The sequence below is a fragment of the Thalassotalea sediminis genome (genome assembly GCF_030295915.1).
In the GTDB taxonomy this organism is placed as follows: domain Bacteria; phylum Pseudomonadota; class Gammaproteobacteria; order Enterobacterales; family Alteromonadaceae; genus Thalassotalea_C; species Thalassotalea_C sediminis.
In genome coordinates, this window is sequence record NZ_AP027361.1 from 884,194 (window position 1) to 902,338 (window position 18,145).

General features: G+C 37.9%; 12 protein-coding genes. 9 read left to right on the forward strand and 3 right to left on the reverse strand.

Annotated features, from left to right (window positions below; translation table 11 throughout):
* Positions 1-100: 100 nt before the first annotated feature.
* From QUE09_RS04025 to QUE09_RS04055, 7 genes are all read left to right on the forward strand, one after another.
* Positions 101-2,707, forward strand: a complete 2,607-nt coding sequence (locus tag QUE09_RS04025) for a TonB-dependent receptor (protein WP_286234926.1) — start codon at positions 101-103, stop codon at positions 2,705-2,707.
* A gap of 132 nt (positions 2,708-2,839) precedes the next feature.
* Positions 2,840-3,886 carry a helix-turn-helix domain-containing protein gene (locus QUE09_RS04030; RefSeq protein WP_286234927.1) on the forward strand — a complete coding sequence of 349 codons (1,047 nt, stop codon included), beginning with the start codon at positions 2,840-2,842 and terminating at the stop codon, positions 3,884-3,886.
* 172 nt (positions 3,887-4,058) lie between these two features.
* Positions 4,059-4,679, forward strand: a complete 621-nt coding sequence (locus tag QUE09_RS04035; protein ID WP_286234928.1) for a c-type cytochrome — start codon at positions 4,059-4,061, stop codon at positions 4,677-4,679.
* Complete coding sequence (locus tag QUE09_RS04040; protein WP_286234929.1) at positions 4,679-5,899, forward strand: cytochrome-c peroxidase; 1,221 nt, start codon at positions 4,679-4,681, stop codon at positions 5,897-5,899. The genes QUE09_RS04035 and QUE09_RS04040 overlap by 1 nt, the downstream gene beginning before the upstream one ends.
* A gap of 1 nt (position 5,900) precedes the next feature.
* Positions 5,901-7,421, forward strand: a complete 1,521-nt coding sequence (locus tag QUE09_RS04045; protein WP_286234930.1) for a parallel beta-helix domain-containing protein — start codon at positions 5,901-5,903, stop codon at positions 7,419-7,421.
* Between the two features lie 116 nt (positions 7,422-7,537).
* Positions 7,538-9,508, forward strand: a complete 1,971-nt coding sequence (locus QUE09_RS04050; RefSeq protein ID WP_286234931.1) for an alpha/beta hydrolase family protein — start codon at positions 7,538-7,540, stop codon at positions 9,506-9,508.
* 456 nt (positions 9,509-9,964) lie between these two features.
* Positions 9,965-10,186 (forward strand): EF-hand domain-containing protein, encoded by a 222-nt coding sequence (locus QUE09_RS04055; RefSeq protein WP_286234932.1) that lies wholly within the window; start codon positions 9,965-9,967, stop codon positions 10,184-10,186.
* A 325-nt stretch (positions 10,187-10,511) separates the two neighbouring features.
* Here QUE09_RS04055 and QUE09_RS04060 read toward each other — a convergent pair whose 3' ends face one another.
* Together QUE09_RS04060 and QUE09_RS04065 are read right to left on the reverse strand one after the other, a co-directional pair.
* A complete protein-coding gene (locus QUE09_RS04060; RefSeq protein ID WP_286234933.1) occupies positions 10,512-11,945 on the reverse strand; it encodes an MATE family efflux transporter in 1,434 nt (477 codons plus the stop codon).
* A 349-nt stretch (positions 11,946-12,294) separates the two neighbouring features.
* Positions 12,295-13,752, reverse strand: coding sequence for an NAD-dependent succinate-semialdehyde dehydrogenase (locus QUE09_RS04065; protein ID WP_286234934.1), 1,458 nt, complete (start codon positions 13,750-13,752; stop codon positions 12,295-12,297).
* Between the two features lie 138 nt (positions 13,753-13,890).
* Between QUE09_RS04065 and lhpI the strand changes: the two genes are divergently transcribed.
* Positions 13,891-14,838, forward strand: coding sequence for a bifunctional Delta(1)-pyrroline-2-carboxylate/Delta(1)-piperideine-2-carboxylate reductase (gene lhpI / locus QUE09_RS04070; RefSeq protein WP_286234935.1), 948 nt, complete (start codon positions 13,891-13,893; stop codon positions 14,836-14,838).
* A 230-nt stretch (positions 14,839-15,068) separates the two neighbouring features.
* Positions 15,069-16,553 (forward strand): ATP-binding protein, encoded by a 1,485-nt coding sequence (locus QUE09_RS04075; RefSeq protein WP_286234936.1) that lies wholly within the window; start codon positions 15,069-15,071, stop codon positions 16,551-16,553.
* A 27-nt stretch (positions 16,554-16,580) separates the two neighbouring features.
* Here the strand turns inward: QUE09_RS04075 and QUE09_RS04080 are convergent, their stop codons facing one another.
* Entirely contained in the window at positions 16,581-17,843 is a 1,263-nt protein-coding gene (locus QUE09_RS04080) for an NAD(P)/FAD-dependent oxidoreductase (RefSeq protein WP_286234937.1), read from the reverse strand.
* Positions 17,844-18,145 lie beyond the last annotated feature (302 nt).

The window sequence follows — 18,145 nt, forward strand, 5'->3', positions numbered from 1 at the left end:
TGAATATTGACCGCCATATAGTCAAAGAGACAACAAAAATAATGACTACAATTTATGCTTATTGATTTTACCTTATTACGGTAATAGAGGGGAGAGCGACATGGGGCAAATTAATCGTGCCAAAGAAAATAATAATAAGATTAACATGAAAAAAAGCCTTATTACGACAGCAGTATTATCGAGTTTTTTCATTTCATCTACTGGTTATACACAAGAACAAAACGACGAAACAACAGAAATTGAAGTTGTTACTGTAAATGCACAAAAACGCGTACAGAATATCCTTAAAGTACCTGTTACCGTTGGAACGATTAGTGAAAGCCTCATTAAAGAATCTGGCTCAGTGTTATTATCGGAAGTGGATAAGTTTATTCCAGGCTTCGACTTTTCCGATAGCAACATGACGCAAGCCGGTATAACCATGCGAGGCATTTCTAGCCCGAATATCAGTATTGGTGGTGACCCATCAACAGCAACGTTTTATGATGACGTTTACATGCCTAGAGCGGCGCAAAACGTATTGTTTTCAGACATGGAACGTATCGAAGTACTTAAAGGGCCCCAAGGTACACTGTTTGGTCGTAATGCCGCAATGGGTGTTGTAAATATGGTACCCAAGTCTCCTCGAGACGAAAACGAAGGTTTCGTAAAGACAACATTCGGGACGGATAATTTACAAAAGCTTGAAGGTATGGCCAATATTAGCCTTTCCGATGACGTATATCTACGTGCTAACATTTTGGATGTTTCACAAGATGGTGTGGTAAAAAATGTTGCTGCGCCAGAGTGGAATGCGAATCATAAAATATGGGATCTTGGCGAACAAAATCATAGCGCTGCCAGGATAGCACTACTTTGGAATATTTCTGATGCGACCAAGTTTCAACTTGCTTATGATTGGGATGACTTAGAGCAAGGACCACCAATGGCTGTCGGTGTCAGCGAGTATGCTTATAATCAAGGCAAAACACCTTTTTCATCGAAAGCTGAAAATGATGTTCGCCATGGTATTGAAGCACGTGATATGTATGGTGTTACTGCTAAATTAACGCATGAGTTTAATCAGCAATGGTCAATGAAATATGTAGTTGCTTACCGAGATTGGGAAACTGAAAACCGTCAAGATGAAGACGGTACGGCTGACCCTACGCGTTATTTCGATACCTCAAATAATGAAGACTCTGATATTTTTTATAACGAATTACAGCTTAATTATGTCTCTGACAACATTAATGCCGTTGCTGGTTTTTCATATTCGAAAGAAAAAGTGAAACAAACAACGGAATTAAATATGACAACCGATACCGCTGCTCGATTAGTTACCGGTGAAGTTAATAACTTTATTAAAGGTGGCGTAGCGGAAGAGTTAGCAGCAATGTTGGGTGGTACGACTGATGCGCATGCTGCTGCCGCTTTTGGACCAGGTGTTACTTTTTCTGGCGCTGTTGATAGCTTGTATACACTGTCTGGCTTTCCAATGACCCATATTTGGGATCCTAATGAGTGGTCAGGCGCATTAAATGCGTTAGGGTTTGCCAATGACATTATGGCTGCTATCGGTATGGCAGGCATGCCATTAACGGCTGATGTTGTGTCGTTAACGGGTGATGTTACCTATGATGTTGTTGCTATGCAGCTTGGTTTTCCAGAAATATTTGGTCCAAGTTTTAGTGGGCAGTTTTGGGAAGAAACCGTGAATAACACTGGGGATTTTACCAACTGGGGGATATTTGCCGATGTTGATTATCAAATTAATGATAAATGGAATGTGATTGCAGGCTTACGTTATTCAAAAGATAAAAAAGAGTTTAGCTGGTTCATTCCACAAAATAGTTTTACTGCGCAACGACCAGGCGTAGGCAATTTAGTTTTTCCTCAGGTTGATCTAGAAGCATCAGATGAGTGGGACAAAGTAACAGGACGTTTAGTGACAAGCTATCAACTTGATGACAATCAAATGTTCTTTGCTTCTTATTCAACAGGATATAAGTCTGGGGGGTTTGATTCCTTAGCACCTAGCCAATTCTCTTTCGCGCCGGAAGACACAACCAACTTAGAGTTTGGTTATAAGGCCGTATTAGGTGGTAACTTTATCGCTAATGTAAGTGCTTACTATTTAGAGCTTGATAACTTGCAGCGTTCGGTTGATTCAAAAGCACCGGGCAGTTCACAAGCAATACCAACCATTATTAATGAAGACAGAGAAATTAAAGGTATTGAAGCGGATTTACGTTGGAAAATATCGAACGCGTTAACACTTGGTATGGTAACTGAAATACGCTCAACGGATAACTTTTCACCTGACTTTTATAACGGTGAAGGCGACTTAGTTGCAGCCAAAACGTCTTCATCAAAAGCAGCTAAAAACTATACGTTTACTTTTAATTGGATGCCAGAGTTAGGTTCAGGCCATACAAATTTGCATGTTGATTACGTTTTTAGAGAAAATACGAATCGTGATTTACCTGGCCTAGAAAGCTATAAACTCGCTGTTAATGAGTACTTTGAAGACGAAGAGCTATTAAATGCAAGACTTTCATGGGCTGATGAAAGTGATACTTATGAAATAGGTTTATGGGGTAAAAATTTACTCGATAATCGCTATATGCTGAGTATGGGGGGATTAACCGCTGATGTGTTAGGCACACCTCATGGGCGTATTAATCGCGGTTTAGAAGCGGGTGTAGATTTTAAATATAGCTTCTAAGGTATATTAAATTGAATCAGTATTTAATGCCGTATAGCGCCGCTATACGGCATTTTATCTTTTAAATAACAAAGCTTTTAATTCTTTTATTTACTGATTAGACTGTTAAAAAAAACAATAAGACAATTAGCCATGACCGCATTTTTTTTTCATTTCGCGTTAACTCAAATGTTAATGTGCGCTTTGTTATTATCACCCTCTTGTCAGCGTAATACACCGATTAAACTCTTTATTTTATTAATGTTGTGTGGCAGTTGTTATTTACTCAGTCATGTTTTCTCACCAGTGGCTAATGGATCCTTTTTATGGTGGCTGGGGCATATAGGCGGTAATGCATTACCGGGCGTGTTTTGGTTGGTAAGTATTAGTGTTTTTGGTGAGCAAAAAGTTATCAAAAAATGGCAATATGTTGTCGCCTCTTTAACACTTATTGTGCCGTTTTTGGCAAGCGTTATAGAAATGCTTTTTGCTATTCAGCTCAGCGACTATGTGGGCATTCATGGTCTAATTACTTATGGTGCGCTACTACTTGAGCTTGTTCTTATTAGTCATGCATTGTTTATCTCTTTAATTCAATGGCGACACGATTTAGTGCAAGACCGACGTTATATACGAGGCGGCGTTATAACGGTTGCCGGTATGTATATTATTATGGTGATTGTGCTTGAACAATTATTACAAGTTGAATGGCAAGGTTTAGTGTATTTCAAAGGATTATTACTCGCGATGTTAACCACGGCTGTAAACTATGTACTGTTTCAATTAAAGCCGGCGAGTCTTTTTGATATTCGTGATATAAATAACACCGCGGAAAAGGCTGTGACGCCAGAGGCAAAAGAGATACAAAAGATCCTGCAATCAATGGCTGAAGACAAACTCTATCGTCAAGATGGCTTAACGATTGCGGGCCTTGCTAAACACTTATCTATTCATGAGTATAAATTGCGTAACTTGATCAATGGCGAATTGAATTATCGTAATTTTAATGACTTCCTTAATTTTTATCGCATTGCAGAAGTGAGCGAACAACTGACACAAGAAGCGTATAAAACAACGCCTGTTTTAACCTTGGCTTTAGAGAGTGGCTTTCGTAGCTTAAGCTCTTTTAATAAAGCTTTTAAATTAAAGCATGGTCTAACACCAACGGAATATCGTAAAAAGCACCTGATTAATACGTAATAATTTAAATTTAGTCACGCAATAAACTTGTTTTATTACAATTAGTTAAATTGATATTTTAATCTTTCGTTTATTGTTTTTAAAATCAGTCAGCTTTTTTTCAATAATTCGTCAGACCAATAGATATTTAGCCTCTATAGTAAATTCAATACTTCATCTTGATTGGGTTGCTATGTACAGGTTTATACTTTCATCGCTTTATTGCACGAGCTTATTAGCGTTAATCGCGTCTTTGCCTCTGTTGGCAAAAGAAACACCAAAAGCTTACGCACAATGTATTGCATGCCATGGTGAAAATGGTGAAGGGAATGCTGCATTATCTTCACCTGCAATTGCAGGCTTGTCTGAGCAATATTTAAGTCGTCAGTTAAAAAATTATGCTTCAGGTAAACGAGGATATGAAAGCGCTGACAGTTACGGCCAACAAATGGCTGCAATAAGTAAATCGTTAGATTTAAACAAGGACGTTCCCGAATTAGCTAAGTATATTGCAACTTTGCCCAAACCGACGATTGAACAAAAGGTTAGCGGAGATTTAAAAAATGGCCATCGTTATTACCATGCAAAATGTGGTGCGTGTCATGGTGGACAAGGACAGGGAAATTCGTCATTTAAAGCACCTAAATTGGCTGGCCAACATTTTGATTATTTAGCTCGGCAGATGCAAAACTTTTCACAAGGAATGAGGGGAAAGCATCCCGATGACAAGTATGGTCGTCAAATGGCAATGATGGCTCGCACGGTAAGTGATAAAGAGCTTGCAGATATTTTATTCTTTATTAGTCAGCAATAATGCAGATGTTTAAATGTAGCACTAGGCTTATTGTTCTTATTGTTATCATGCTACAGGGGCAGGTGAATGCGAACTCATCTACGATCTCGCTTTCAAAAAACTGCCCTCCTAGTTTTGAATTGTCTGCTAAGGGTGAGTGTAAGTTACTAAATTTATATCAGTTTTATAGTTCGGTTCAAGGGCGAGGTGTAGGAGGTACACAAACATCGTTACCTGATCATAGAGACGGTTTTACACCCTCTGAAATTGATCTTGGCCGTTATTTATTTTTTGATCCATTATTGTCTAAAGATGGCTCATTATCTTGTGCTAGTTGTCATCAACCAGATAAAGGCTTCAGTGACCAACGCGACCGAAGCATTGGTGTGACTGGCGAGAAGGTTGCGCGTTCCGCCCCCACATTATGGAACGTTGCCTTTCTCGATAAGTTTTTTTGGGATGCACGGGCAAAAACATTAGAAGAGCAGGCGATAGGGCCATTATTCGATCCTAAAGAAATGGGTAATACACCGACAAAATTACTCACTGATATTAATCGTAACAGCACTTACAAAAAGTTATTCAAACAAGTTTTTCCTAGCAGTGAGAGCATTTCTGTAGCAAACATTACACGTGCGTTGGCAGCCTTTCAAAGTTCACTTATTTCATTGAACAGTCGTTATGATAGATACGCACATGGTGCACACAATGTGTTAACCGAACGAGAAATTGCCGGTATGAATGTTTTTCGATCATTTGTTGCCCGTTGTGCAGAGTGTCATCAACCTCCTTTATTTACTAACAACCAAGTAGCAGTTATCGGTACACCAGAACCTGAAGGGTTACCATTTGATGTAGGCGCTGAAAAAACGTTTAACGCCAAAAAATTACGTGGTGGTTTTAAAGTTCCTACATTACGAAATATTACCAAAACAGCACCTTATATGCATTCTGGTAGGTTTGATAATCTGTTCGATTCTGTTGAGTTCTACACAAAGGGGCGCGGGCATGCAGTACCTAAAGACGAGTCATTGCAATTGCATTGGCATATATGGGAACCAGATTTAACGAAAGACGAAATTCAATTGATTGTTGAGTTTTTGGGCACGCTCACGGATGAAAGTTTAACACCACAAATACCGTTAGTTGTACCTTCAGGTCTGCCGGTAATTGACCAAGAATATCAATCAAGTATTACAAAACATAACAACAATAGTTCAGCAACAGGTAATGGGGAATAATATGAGCTCAGGTAAAATATTAGGCGCTATACTGGTGGTTGGTGCATTTGCAGGTGGCATGTATTTTGGTAGTAACCAACAAGCTGCACCAACAATAACCAATAGTACAGGCGGCGCAAGCTATTCAGGTGGGTATGACAAGTCTACAGATTCATCTGTAAAAAGTGTGGGAAAAAGTGCAGTCCTGGAGCGCACTACAGAAGGGGTAACGCACGTTATTGAGCCCGGTGATTTGATCATGGATGCAGTGAAAATTGCTAATCCAGGCGATACCATTCAGATTATGCCGGGCACATACCATGAAACGGTGTATATCGACAAAGATGATATTCGCATTATTGGTGTAATTGACGAAGGTAAACGTGCAACGTTGGACGGTGAAGGGCAGTTAAACGATGCTATTTTATATTCGGGCAACAATATCGTTGTTGAAAATTTGCTGATCACAAAATACAAAGGTAATGCCATTATGGGGCAGGCTGGTAACAATTTTGAGATCAGAAATAATATTATCGTAGATACTGGTGTTTACGGGATTTTTCCTCAGCTAGGTAAAAACGGTATTGTTGAGCACAATATTATTTCAGGTATTGAAGATGCAGCTATTTATGTTGGTATGAGTGATAACATACATGTGGCACATAATGAGGTTTTTGATAGTGTTGCCGGTATCGAAATAGAAAATTCTCGCCATGCGATTGTTGAAAATAACTATGTTCATAACAATACTGGTGGCATTCTAGCGTTCATTACACCTGGCCTACCGATAAAAACGACCTTTGATGTTATTATCCGCCATAATTTTATTGTTAATAATAACACCGCAAACTTTGGTGCTCCGGGGTCAACAGTAGCAGGGATCCCAGCAGGTACGGGAATTCTGATTATGGCTGCAGATGAGGTTATTGTTGAAGGGAATATTATAACCGGAAATAAAACAGCAGGCATTATAATTACGGATCATCAAAATGCGCCAAACACCACGATTGATCCTGAGTCTGATCCTGCGCCGGATAAAGTCATGATATTAGATAACTTAATGGCTAATAATGGTTACGATACGATTGATGAAGCTAAAGCGTTAATGTTAACGGAATTTAAACAGGGTAACCCTGATATCGTGCGTGTTGGTACTAGCAGAGACAGTTGTATTATCAATCGCCACCGTTATGTCACCGTAGGGGTTAAGGACTGGCAGGAATGTAGTTTCACCAACACCGCAAGTGTTGATAGTTATATTCTTGATGAGCCAGTACCTGCACGTGAAATAGACCCCTCAGAACGTGGTAAAGTCGTATATATGGGAATTTGTGCTGGGTGTCATACTTACACTGGGCGCATGATTGGTCCTCCAGTACAAATTATTCAAGCCTTGTATATGGATAACCCACAAGGGTTAGCTGATTGGATTGCTAAGCCAACGAAAAAGCGTGACGACTATCCAGAAATGCCACCGCAAGATTATCTTGATGAAGAAACGCGATTAGCAGCGGCCAAATATTTGCTAAGTGTAAATAGATAGGGTTTAATGCGATATAAATAAGGATCGTTTACATCTTTTATTTATATCGCTTTTTTAGTGTTTATTTAACTTATAACTTTGTTTTTTAGCATGCATATATAAAAGGAATTCAGTCTATGCAGTTGTTTTGTGCGCCTATTAATTTTTTTGTTTTATTCTTCATATTTACTTTCAGTGTACATGCTAATTCCTCCGATACTCTTATTCCCATTGAAACTTATAGTCAGTCGCCTAATAAATCACTCGTCAGAATTTCTCCAAACGGTAAGTTGTTAGCGTATCGTTTGACCGAGCAAGGTAGAGATATATTTGTTGTTATCGACCTAGCATCTAAAAAGGTTGTTCGTGGATTTGATGTTTCAGAGATTAATCCTACAAATGCATATTTTATCAGCGAATATCAACTGATACTGATTATGGAAAAGCGCTCTAAAATTCGTGGTTTTGTAGGCCGTTATGATATTAGCACTGCCTATTTATACGACATAAATAAAAATGAAGTAAGCCAACTACTTAACCCCGGAAAAGGCATTTATGATGGGCAAACTGAATTAGGAAATATCATTGGGGTGTCAAAAGATCATAGATTTGCCTTTATGACAGCGTTTGCTCAGCGCAGTAAATATGCGGTACCTAAAAACAGTGTTATGAAGGTTAATTTAGATAAACCTTATAAAACACCAAGAGTGTATATCGAGGGAGATTCAAATGTTATCGATTATTTTTTAGACCGAGATAACAAGTTACTTGCAAGAGAGCTCTTTGATCAGGAAAAGAACCTACACACAGTAGAGGTTTTAGACGGTGATGACTGGAGAGTAATCTTTAGTGATAAAACGCCATATATTACGCATGGCTTTTCAGGTGTTATGCCTGATAACAACCATCTCGTTATGACCCTAAATCAAACAGGTAGTGAGCAAGATGTTTTTACCCTGAACTTGGAAACAGGTGCGGTTAAACCTGCGAGTTTTATTAAAAAAAATAAAGATGTTGAACGCGTTTTAACTGATATTAACCGACAAGTCTACGGAATTGAATATTCCGGTTTTAGCCCGAGCTATACGTTTTTTGATGAAAAACTTGAACAACAGTTTTCTAAAATAAAAGGCGAACTACCAAACAGCAGCATAACGTTGACTAGCGTGACGCCAAACAGAGAAAAAGTCGTTGTTTTTGCAGAGTGGGACGGTTTAGCTGGCGATTTTTTATCATATAGTAATAACAAACTCGCGCATGTTGCAAGGTTATGGAAAGACATTACTTGGGAAGATGTTCACAATGTTATTGAGGTTAAGTTTAAATCTCGAGATGGTGTCATTATTCCAACGTTATTAACCTTGCCTACAATTGCTGAAGGAGATAAAAGCAAATTACCCGCGATCATTCTCCCCCATGGTGGTCCAGAGTCTTATGATAAAAAAACCTTTTATTGGTTGGCTCAATATTTCGCTAATAGAGGTTATTTAGTTATCCAGCCTCAATTTAGAGGTTCATCAGGCTTTGGCGCTGAGCATACACTCCTTGGAAGAGGTCAATGGGGCAAAAAAATGCAAAATGACCTTATTGATTCAATTACTGCGTTAGTCAAAATGGGAGAAATAGATAAAGACCGCGTGTGTATAGTAGGTATTAGCTATGGCGGATATGCTGCTCTCGCAGCCGCTACGTTCACTCCTGAAGCCTTTCAATGTGCGGTATCGATAAATGGTGTTTCTGATATAGCGGAAATGTTAGAACAAGAAGAAGATGACCATGGCCGAGATAGTTCTATACTGGCGTACTGGCAAGAAGTTATTGTTGATAATAACATTGAAGAGCAGCACCTTGATGCGATCTCTCCTGCAAAACACGCAGAGAATATTAATGTGCCTGTGCTACTTATTCATGGTACTGATGATATGGTTGTTCCTATAGAGCAATCTGAATTTATGATGGAAGCAATGGATGATGCGAATAAAAAAGTTGAATTTATTAAACTCGATATGGAAGGACATCATTTAAAAAACAGTCAGAGTAAGATCACTATTCTTAAAGCATTAGAGGTATTTATTTCAAACAATATAGGTGAAACAACGACAGAGTAGCTCATTTGTTGTTATGTGTTTCGCTAAATAGATGCTTAAAGCAAGAGTAATGGAATTTCTAAAATCTATTGCTCTTGCTTTGATAATCATTTCTATATATCTGCATGTTCATATTTATTTGTTAATTTCATTATAAAGTTCAGACGCTATTTTTATCTGTCTCTAATAAGCAACATTCTAATGCATTGAAATTATTAAGTTTTTACTGGGTTGTTTCTATAGGTGTTACCTAAAGGCAACACTTTTTACGGGTTTTCTCCGCTCTTTTATTTCTTATTTTACTCCTTTTTATTGTAGCTAATTGATTTTAAAGAACTTTAAAATTATGGCACCAAAGTTGATAAGTTCTAGTTGAACGCACTAGTAAATGATGACAAGTAAGAGGTTACCTGTTTCATTTAAAGTGCAACGACAATTTACTTACTTGCTTTAAGCAATCAATTTAAGGAATAGACTATGAAAAATTTAATGATGGTAATTTCAGGCGCAGTAATGTTGGTTTCTGTTCACGCCTATGCAGGCGGTGATTTTGACAAATATGATGCTGATGGCAATGGCGTAATCTCTAAAGATGAAGCGAGCAGCGATTCGGCATTAGCTAAACAGTTCTCACAGTTAGATACTAATAACGATGGAGAATTAAGCAAAGAAGAGTTTGCAAATTTTTCAGGTAAATAAAATAAGCTCATCTCAGCTTTGTTTAAGTCCTCAATACTAAGTAACTATCGTTATTGATTCTTAACATATTTAAAGAATATAGGGGGCTATCATTTCTATAATATGTTTTGAATTCAACTAATTTTAAGTTGCTAAAAGATTAACGTAACGGTGCTTTGTAAAATTGACTAATCGTTGCGGCTTATTTAGGCTGAGATTACCTCTGTATTACACGGTTATTTTTATTTGTTATTCCCCTAGTAAAAGTAGCGTTGATAATACGGTTGATTTATATAAACAACTGCCGTTAATTTTTAACTTAACGGCAGTTTTATTTTGCTTATCTTCAAACCATTTTTAGTTTCCATTGGCCTTTTTTAAACAACTGCCAACCGACATAAGCAAATACAGCTTGTGCTAAGGTTACGGAAATAAAGACCCCGTTAGGTCCAAAAGCAAGTAGTTTTGCTAAGCTATAAGCTAACGGAATTTGAATTAACCAATAACATAAGAAATTTACTTTTGTTGGTGTTTTGGTATCGCCAGCACCATTAAATGCTTGAACTAACACCATACCAAGTGCAAAGAAACCGTTACCTAGGCTGATTAATCTTAAGCAATCAACACCGTATTTAATTACAAGAGGATCATTTGTGAACAACCCTATAATTTGGTTTGGTATTAATAACAATATCGCCGCGACACCCACCATGTAATAAACATTGTATTTAGCAATACGCTTTACTGAAGATTCAGCACGATCAGGTTTTTCGGCACCAAGGTTTTGTCCAACTAACGTTGCAACCGCATTACTTAACCCCCAGGCTGGTAAAATTGCAAACATAAAAATTCGAATGGCAATTGTGTAACCAGCGGTGGCTTCACTGCCGTATGTAGATACGATGCGCACTAGCGCAATCCAACTCGCTGTCGCAATTAAAAATTGTATTACACCAAACAGTGATAACGAGAGGAGTGTGCGGATCACAGAAAACTTAATCCATAAGTGCTTAACACCAATTTGTATACGACCGGCGATACCAAACAAATGATTGAGTTGATAAAGCACACCAATACCACGTCCTATTGTTGTTGCAACGGCCGCGCCCGTTAATCCCATTTCAGGGAATGGGCCAACACCGTATATAAGTAATGGATCAAGTACTATGTTTATGCCATTAGCTAACCACAAAGAGCGCATCGCTACAGACGCATCTCCAGCACCACGAAAAATAGCATTCATTAAAAATAGATATAATATCGTTATAGAGCCCGTCAGCATTATGGTTGTATAGCCTTTACCGGCAGTAACAATAGTGTCACTACCACCCATCATTATGAGAATATCTTCCGCAAAGTTAAGGCCAATGAAACCAACTAACATAGCGACAAATAAGCCAATCCAAAGTGTTTGCCCTGCAACAATATTTGCTTTTTCGATATTCTTTTCACCGTAACGGCGTGAAATAGTGGCGGTCACAGCCATACTTAGTCCAATTGCAACAGCATATAGCAGGGTGAGTACTGCTTCAGTTAAACCTACAACGGCAACAGCTTCAGCACCTAAGCCTGAAACAAAGAAAATATCAGTGATTGCAAACACTGATTCCATTAACATCTCAAGCACCATGGGCACAGCTAAAATAAAAGCTGCTATACCAATAGAGCCGGATGTGAAGTCATAGTGACCACCTTTTATTGCTTGTTTAAAGAGTGCAAAAATACCTGGTTTTTGATTACTAGGCGGTGGCGTTATTAAGTTATTTTGTTCTGTTGTCAAAACTTAAAACCTTTTCCATGCTCATAAGTGAGCGTTTATATTTAATCCATTTAATAAATGGAATGTATTGACTAAAATTTAGTGGGATCTATATCAGCGCGTCAGACATTAAATGAATAGCCGAAAGCCTGGCGAGAAGCTTAAGTGATCGATTTGTATCTATGAGTTGTGAAAAATAAAGATCTAAATCGAAAGATTAAGACTGGTTAAAACAACCAAAAACGATCCCTGAAGTTACAATATCAGCAGAAGCGATAGTAGTTACATTGCTCATTGTCTTGCTCTCCAAGGTGTAGTGAATAGAAGATTAGAATCGCTTTTGCACATAAAAAAGTCAATGTTTTTTTAACTATTGGTGATAAAACTTTTGTGTCACGGCTTTTATAATTAAGTAGTCATCAAGGCCATATTTTGAACCTTCTTTGCCAAAGCCTGAATGCTTAATGCCTCCAAATGGTGCTATGGGGTGGGATATTGCACTATCATTAACACCTATCATGCCATACTCTAGCGCAGTGGTAACGCGATAAACACGGTTGGCGTTCTCAGTAAATATATAGCTCGCTAAACCAAATTCAGTATCGTTTGCTTGGTCAATAACTTCGCGCTCTTCATTGAATGTGATTAACGTAAAAAGTGGGCCAAATATTTCACATTGTGTAATGTCGATCCCATGGGGAACTTCGTCAATTACCGTAATAGGGTAAAAACTAGAATCAGGAGACTTTGTTAAGCCACCATGAATTAATTTGCCACCATTTTTGATTGCTGACTCAGCAAGTTGATGCACTTTCTCTGCCGCTTTTTTATGGATCAAGCAGGCAATTTGACTGTCTTGGCATTCGCCATTTCCTTGTTTGATCTGCTTTAACGCGGCTACTAATTTTGTTTTAAATGTACTGGCAATATTGTGCTGTAAATAAACTCTATTTGGACTAATACATGTTTGCCCACAATTTCTTAGTTTTGCAGCGACTAAAGCATCAACTGCATGTTCAATATTAGCGTCATCAAAAACAATAAATGGTGCATTGCCACCCAATTCTAAAGAAACTTTTTTAATTGAATTCGCACACTGCTTATTAAGTAATTTGCCAACTTTTGTCGAACCAGTAAAAGTGAATTTATTGATTTTTTTATGCGTTGTTAATTGCTCTCCAATCTTTTGTGAGTTAGTACCCACTATTACATTAAAAACACCGTCAGGTATGCCGGCTTGTCTTGCGAGTTCTGCTAATGCCAAGGCGCTTAAAGGAGTTTCTGATGCGGGTTTAACCACAAATGAGCAGCCAGCCGCTAGTGCAGCCGCAGCTTTGCGCGTGATCATTGCATTAGGAAAATTCCAAGGAGTAATTGCGCCTACTACACCAATTGGTTGCTTAATTGTTTGTACAGACTTGTGTTCAATATGGTTTGAGGTTGTATCGCTATAGATTCGCTTTGCCTCTTCAGCAAACCAGTCAATAAATCCTTTTCCGTAAATTATTTCACCTTTAGCATCAGGTAATGTTTTCCCCTGCTCGCGCGTCATGATCAGCGCAAGATCGTCTTGATGTTGATCTATTAATGCTGACCAATTTTGTAAAATTTCTGCTCGTTGAAAAGACGTTTTTTGCTGCCATTTTTTTTGTGCAACGCTAGCCGCTTCAATGGCGTTATCAATTTGTTCAGCGGATACTTCGCTTATTTGCGCTATTACCTCATTATTTGCAGGATTATAAACGTCAAATTTATCTAAAGCTTCTTGCCATTGACCATTAATAAATGAACAGCTTTTTAATAGGGCGGGAGATTTTAAATCGTTCATAACAGTGTCTTTGCGCTAGCAGTATTTGTTATTAGTGTCTCAAAAATAAACAGATGAAAAAAGGGGAGTGATAATAATATTTATTATTTGTATACAGTATGCAATAATCTTCGTATGTTAGTTGGAGTAGAAAAATTTATGCAAAATATTAATGCAAATATCGTTAATAAAGCGTTGTCATTTCCTAAACTTGTTAAGGCATTGGAAAGTGCCTTTGCTGGCAATGTTACCGTGCCCCCGCGTTTACATTTTGATATGGAAAACCCTAAAGCCAGTAGAGAAACTACATTGTTGATTATGCCTGCTTGGCAATCAGGTAAAGTAGCTGGTGTGAAAATTGTTACCGTGGCACCTGAAAATGCAACCAAGAACTTACCTTCAATACAAGGGACTTATTTACTTTTTGATGTTGATAATGGCATGTTATTGGCAACGATGGACGCACCTACACTTACGGCAAAGCGCACCGCAGCAGCCTCTGCATTGGCATCAAGCTATCTTTCGCGTAAAGATAGTGAATCATTATTAATGATAGGAACGGGCACTTTATCACCACAATTGATCACTGCTCACACGTCTGTTAGGCCAATTAAACGAGTGAAGGTATGGGGGCGTAATGTAGAAAAAGCGCAACGTGTATGTGACGCAGTTGCACATTTAAATATTGACTGTCAGGCCGTTGAGTCAATCGAAGAAAACATTGCAGATGCTGATATTGTTTCTTGTGCCACACTTAGCCAGACTGCGTTAATAAAAGGTGAGTGGTTAACGCCAGGGCAGCACTTAGATATGGTTGGCGCATATCGTCCGGATATGAGAGAAATGGATGATCAATGCTTAAAGAAAGCATCCATTTACGTAGATAATGTTGAAAGTGCAGTGAGAGAAACAGGTGATTTGGCTATACCATTGGCAAATGGCGTAATCACACTCGAGGATATTAAAGCAGATTTATTTGCTCTGTGTAAGAATGATTACTTTGTTAAACGCTCGCCAACAGAAATTACCATATTTAAGTCTGTAGGACATGCCCTTGAAGACCTTGCGGCAGCCAATGTGGTAGTCGAATATGTCAAATCAGCCTAACGGAATATTACTAGAAAGTAATCAACCGTAGACTTTTTAACAACGATATTATGTTAACATTTTGTAATATAAAGGAGTATTTGTTGACATTCAGCATATAGCTGCTTTTAATTAGATTATTGTTTGCTTGATAAAGCTAGTTTTGAATGAGTTCAACAGTTTCTTTTAATAATAGGTTAAGCCGTAGAGTCTTAATTTATATTTTGTTATGTAGCTCATTGTTATCGCTAGTGTCTACGTCAATACAACTTTATTCAGCTTATCAAAAGGATATTGTCCGTTTAAATCAGCAAATGGACAATATCGAATCAAGTTACCTTCAGTCGATATCAACAAGTCTATGGGACTTTAATGAGCCTCTTGTACAGCAGCAGATCCAAGGTATTGTAAATTTACCTAATGTGAAGTTTGTTGAAATAACGACTGGTTTCGGCAAAATTTATAAAAATGGTGACGAGAACGTCGAAGCGATGAAAGTTGTGGAGTATCCGATTTTCTACGGTGAAAACGATTTAGGAGTCATTAAAATATCGTCAGATTATGAAGATATTTACCAAAACATTCGTGAGCAAGCCGGTTTTATCGTGACTTCTGAGTCTATAAAAACATTTATTGTTGCGTTTTGTATTATGTTCATTGTTCATTGGGTAATTACAAGGCACATTTATCAGATAACGAGCTATTCTCAGCAGATCAACTCTGAAACATTAGATACCCCCTTAACATTGCAAAATCGCAGTGAAAATACTGATGAGCTTGATGATCTTGCCGATGCGATTAATAAAATGCGGATCGCGCTTAAAAATGACATTGTTAAACTCGAAGAAGCTGAAAATGCATTGATTAAGCTTAATGGTGAACTTGAAATTAAAGTCTATGATCGTACGTCGAAATTAGCCGCGAGTAATCAACAACTGCAACAATCTTTAGACGACCTTACTTTAGCTAAAGATCAGCTTGTGCAGTCTGAGAAAATGGCCTCTTTAGGACAGCTAGTGGCAGGTGTTGCACACGAAGTTAATACCCCTTTAGGTATATGTGTTACATCTATTTCCGCGTTAAAAGAAAAGGTTATAGAGCTAAATAGTGCTGTTGAGAATGAAAACTTAACAAAGTCTCAACTGACTAATACGCTTTCTTTACTTGTTGAGTATCAAGAGATTATCGAACGTAGTCTAAACAAGTCGGTTGAATTGATTAGAGGGTTTAAGTCAGTTGCGGTTGAACAGCACACAGATCCTGAATTAGAAATAAACTTAGCACAGCATGTTCACGATGTTGTAAATACGGTTAAAACACTCTTTAAGAGAAAACATTACACCATTAATTTATCAGTTGATGAGCATTTAAAGCTGGTGACTTATCCAAGTGCATGGAACCAGATTTTAACCAACTTCCTTACGAACTCTCATGTGCATGGTTTTGAAGATCGAGACAAGGGTGAAATATCCATTGAATTTGTAGAAAAAAATGGCTTCTTAACTTTGTTATATAGCGATGACGGTAAAGGGTTATCGGCAGATATAAGAAAACGTATTTTTGATCCTTTCGTGACTACTAAACGAGGTCAAGGGGGCTCTGGGTTAGGAATGAACATTGTTTATAACCTTGTTACGGCAAAGCTGGGTGGCACAATAAAGTGCTTAGACACTGAGAAAGGCTGTAGTTTTCAAGTAAAAGTGCCTATCGCAGAAAAGAACACATTAGCAGGCTAAAAGCCTTAAATGTGTTCTTGTTGTGTATTAATGATTAAATCGGCTGATACAAAAAGGGGATAGATCAACCTCTGTTTTTTCACCATCTAATATTTGCCCAACGAGTTTTCCCGTAATCGCGCCTAATGTTAGGCCTAAATGCTGATGTCCAAATGCAAACACAATATTATCATGATCAGGTGCTTTGCATATTACAGGCAATGAATCTGGTAATGATGGCCTAAAGCCGAGCCAGCCTTCTGCATCTATTTGCTCTTTTTTAACCATATTATTGATGATGTGAGTAGCATTGTTGTAAAGCATATCGATACGCTTTTTATTTTTTTTCTCGGTTAGTCCTGCAAACTCAACAGTGCCCGCAAGCCTTAATCCATGTGTCATTGGCGTGATAATAAATTTTCGCTCTGCAGAGGCAATAGGGCGATTAAATGTTGCTGCTGTTGTTTTGGGTAAATCGAGACTATAACCACGTTCGCTTTCAAGTGGCAGGTAATAGCCAAGTGCGTGAGTAAATTTCTTAGACCATGCCCCCGCGGCGACTACTATTTTATCAAAGCATAACGTTTCATATTGTGTAATGACGCTAGTTCCTTGCTCAAAATGATTGATAGCCTTGATGTCTTGTTGCTTAAAAACAACACCTAATGACTGTGCATAGGCAAATAGTGATTGGCTTAAGGCTAAAGGATTTAATGTATGAGCGACGTTTTTGAAATATAACGCGTAATTTATATTGTCGGATAAACCAGGTTCAAGTTGTTTTATTTGTGCTTTATCGAGTAAGTCTACCGCTATATTTTCTGCTACATAAGTTTGCTGGCAACGCTTAATCTCTTCAACTGGGGTATTTTCAAAAACGAGTAAACTACCTTGTTGCACGAAAAGATCCGTCGCGTTTGCTTTGGACAGTAGTGATTTATAACTAGCAATTGCTCTTTCATTTAGTGTACGTAGGGCACTTGTGTTCTGTTTACGTTTTTTATTTACCATGTTGCAGATAAATTTAATAAACCAAGGGAGCGCCTTTGGTAGGTATTTTGGCGATATAGCGACAGGTCCTAATGGACTTAATAGCATCTTTGGCAGTTGCCAAAGTAAGGAAAGTTCTGCTAACGGAAAAACTTGTTCGGTAGCAAAATGTCCAGCGTTTGCCTTGGAACACCCTTCGCCAATGGCTCGGTTATCAAAAACGGTGACGTGATAACCGCGTTCTTGTAACTCAATGGCACTGTTTATACCAATAATACCGGCACCGATAATCGCAACGCTTACCGCGTTATCATTTGTCATTTTACTTTTACCTTTACCTTTAAAAAACAATTCACCTAATTAATCTCGTATTCATTGTGTTAAAACTCTTCGTTATTTGTAGAAAAGATACGTTTACTCAAGAAAAAAATGTTGCTACTACGTCTAATCGATGTAGGTCACATTACTAAATTTTTTAAGTTATTGATGTGAAATAACTTAATCTTGAATAATTTACTCTGAATAACTTTTTTATACATTATACTTGTCTAATGTGATTTATTGTATACAATATGCGATATTAATTCTAGCGAATAATATTGAAAGCTAGTTTCTCATAACAA

Coding starts and splice junctions, on each gene's coding strand:
- QUE09_RS04030 (WP_286234927.1), top strand. CDS start 2,840: ATGACCGCATTTTTTTTTCATTTCGCGTTAACTCAAATGTTAATGTGC.
- QUE09_RS04050 (WP_286234931.1), top strand. CDS start 7,538: ATGCAGTTGTTTTGTGCGCCTATTAATTTTTTTGTTTTATTCTTCATA.
- QUE09_RS04035 (WP_286234928.1), top strand. CDS start 4,059: ATGTACAGGTTTATACTTTCATCGCTTTATTGCACGAGCTTATTAGCG.
- QUE09_RS04055 (WP_286234932.1), top strand. CDS start 9,965: ATGAAAAATTTAATGATGGTAATTTCAGGCGCAGTAATGTTGGTTTCT.
- QUE09_RS04045 (WP_286234930.1), top strand. CDS start 5,901: ATGAGCTCAGGTAAAATATTAGGCGCTATACTGGTGGTTGGTGCATTT.
- QUE09_RS04080 (WP_286234937.1), bottom strand. CDS start 17,843: ATGACAAATGATAACGCGGTAAGCGTTGCGATTATCGGTGCCGGTATT.
- QUE09_RS04040 (WP_286234929.1), top strand. CDS start 4,679: ATGCAGATGTTTAAATGTAGCACTAGGCTTATTGTTCTTATTGTTATC.
- QUE09_RS04065 (WP_286234934.1), bottom strand. CDS start 13,752: ATGAACGATTTAAAATCTCCCGCCCTATTAAAAAGCTGTTCATTTATT.
- QUE09_RS04025 (WP_286234926.1), top strand. CDS start 101: ATGGGGCAAATTAATCGTGCCAAAGAAAATAATAATAAGATTAACATG.
- lhpI (WP_286234935.1), top strand. CDS start 13,891: ATGCAAAATATTAATGCAAATATCGTTAATAAAGCGTTGTCATTTCCT.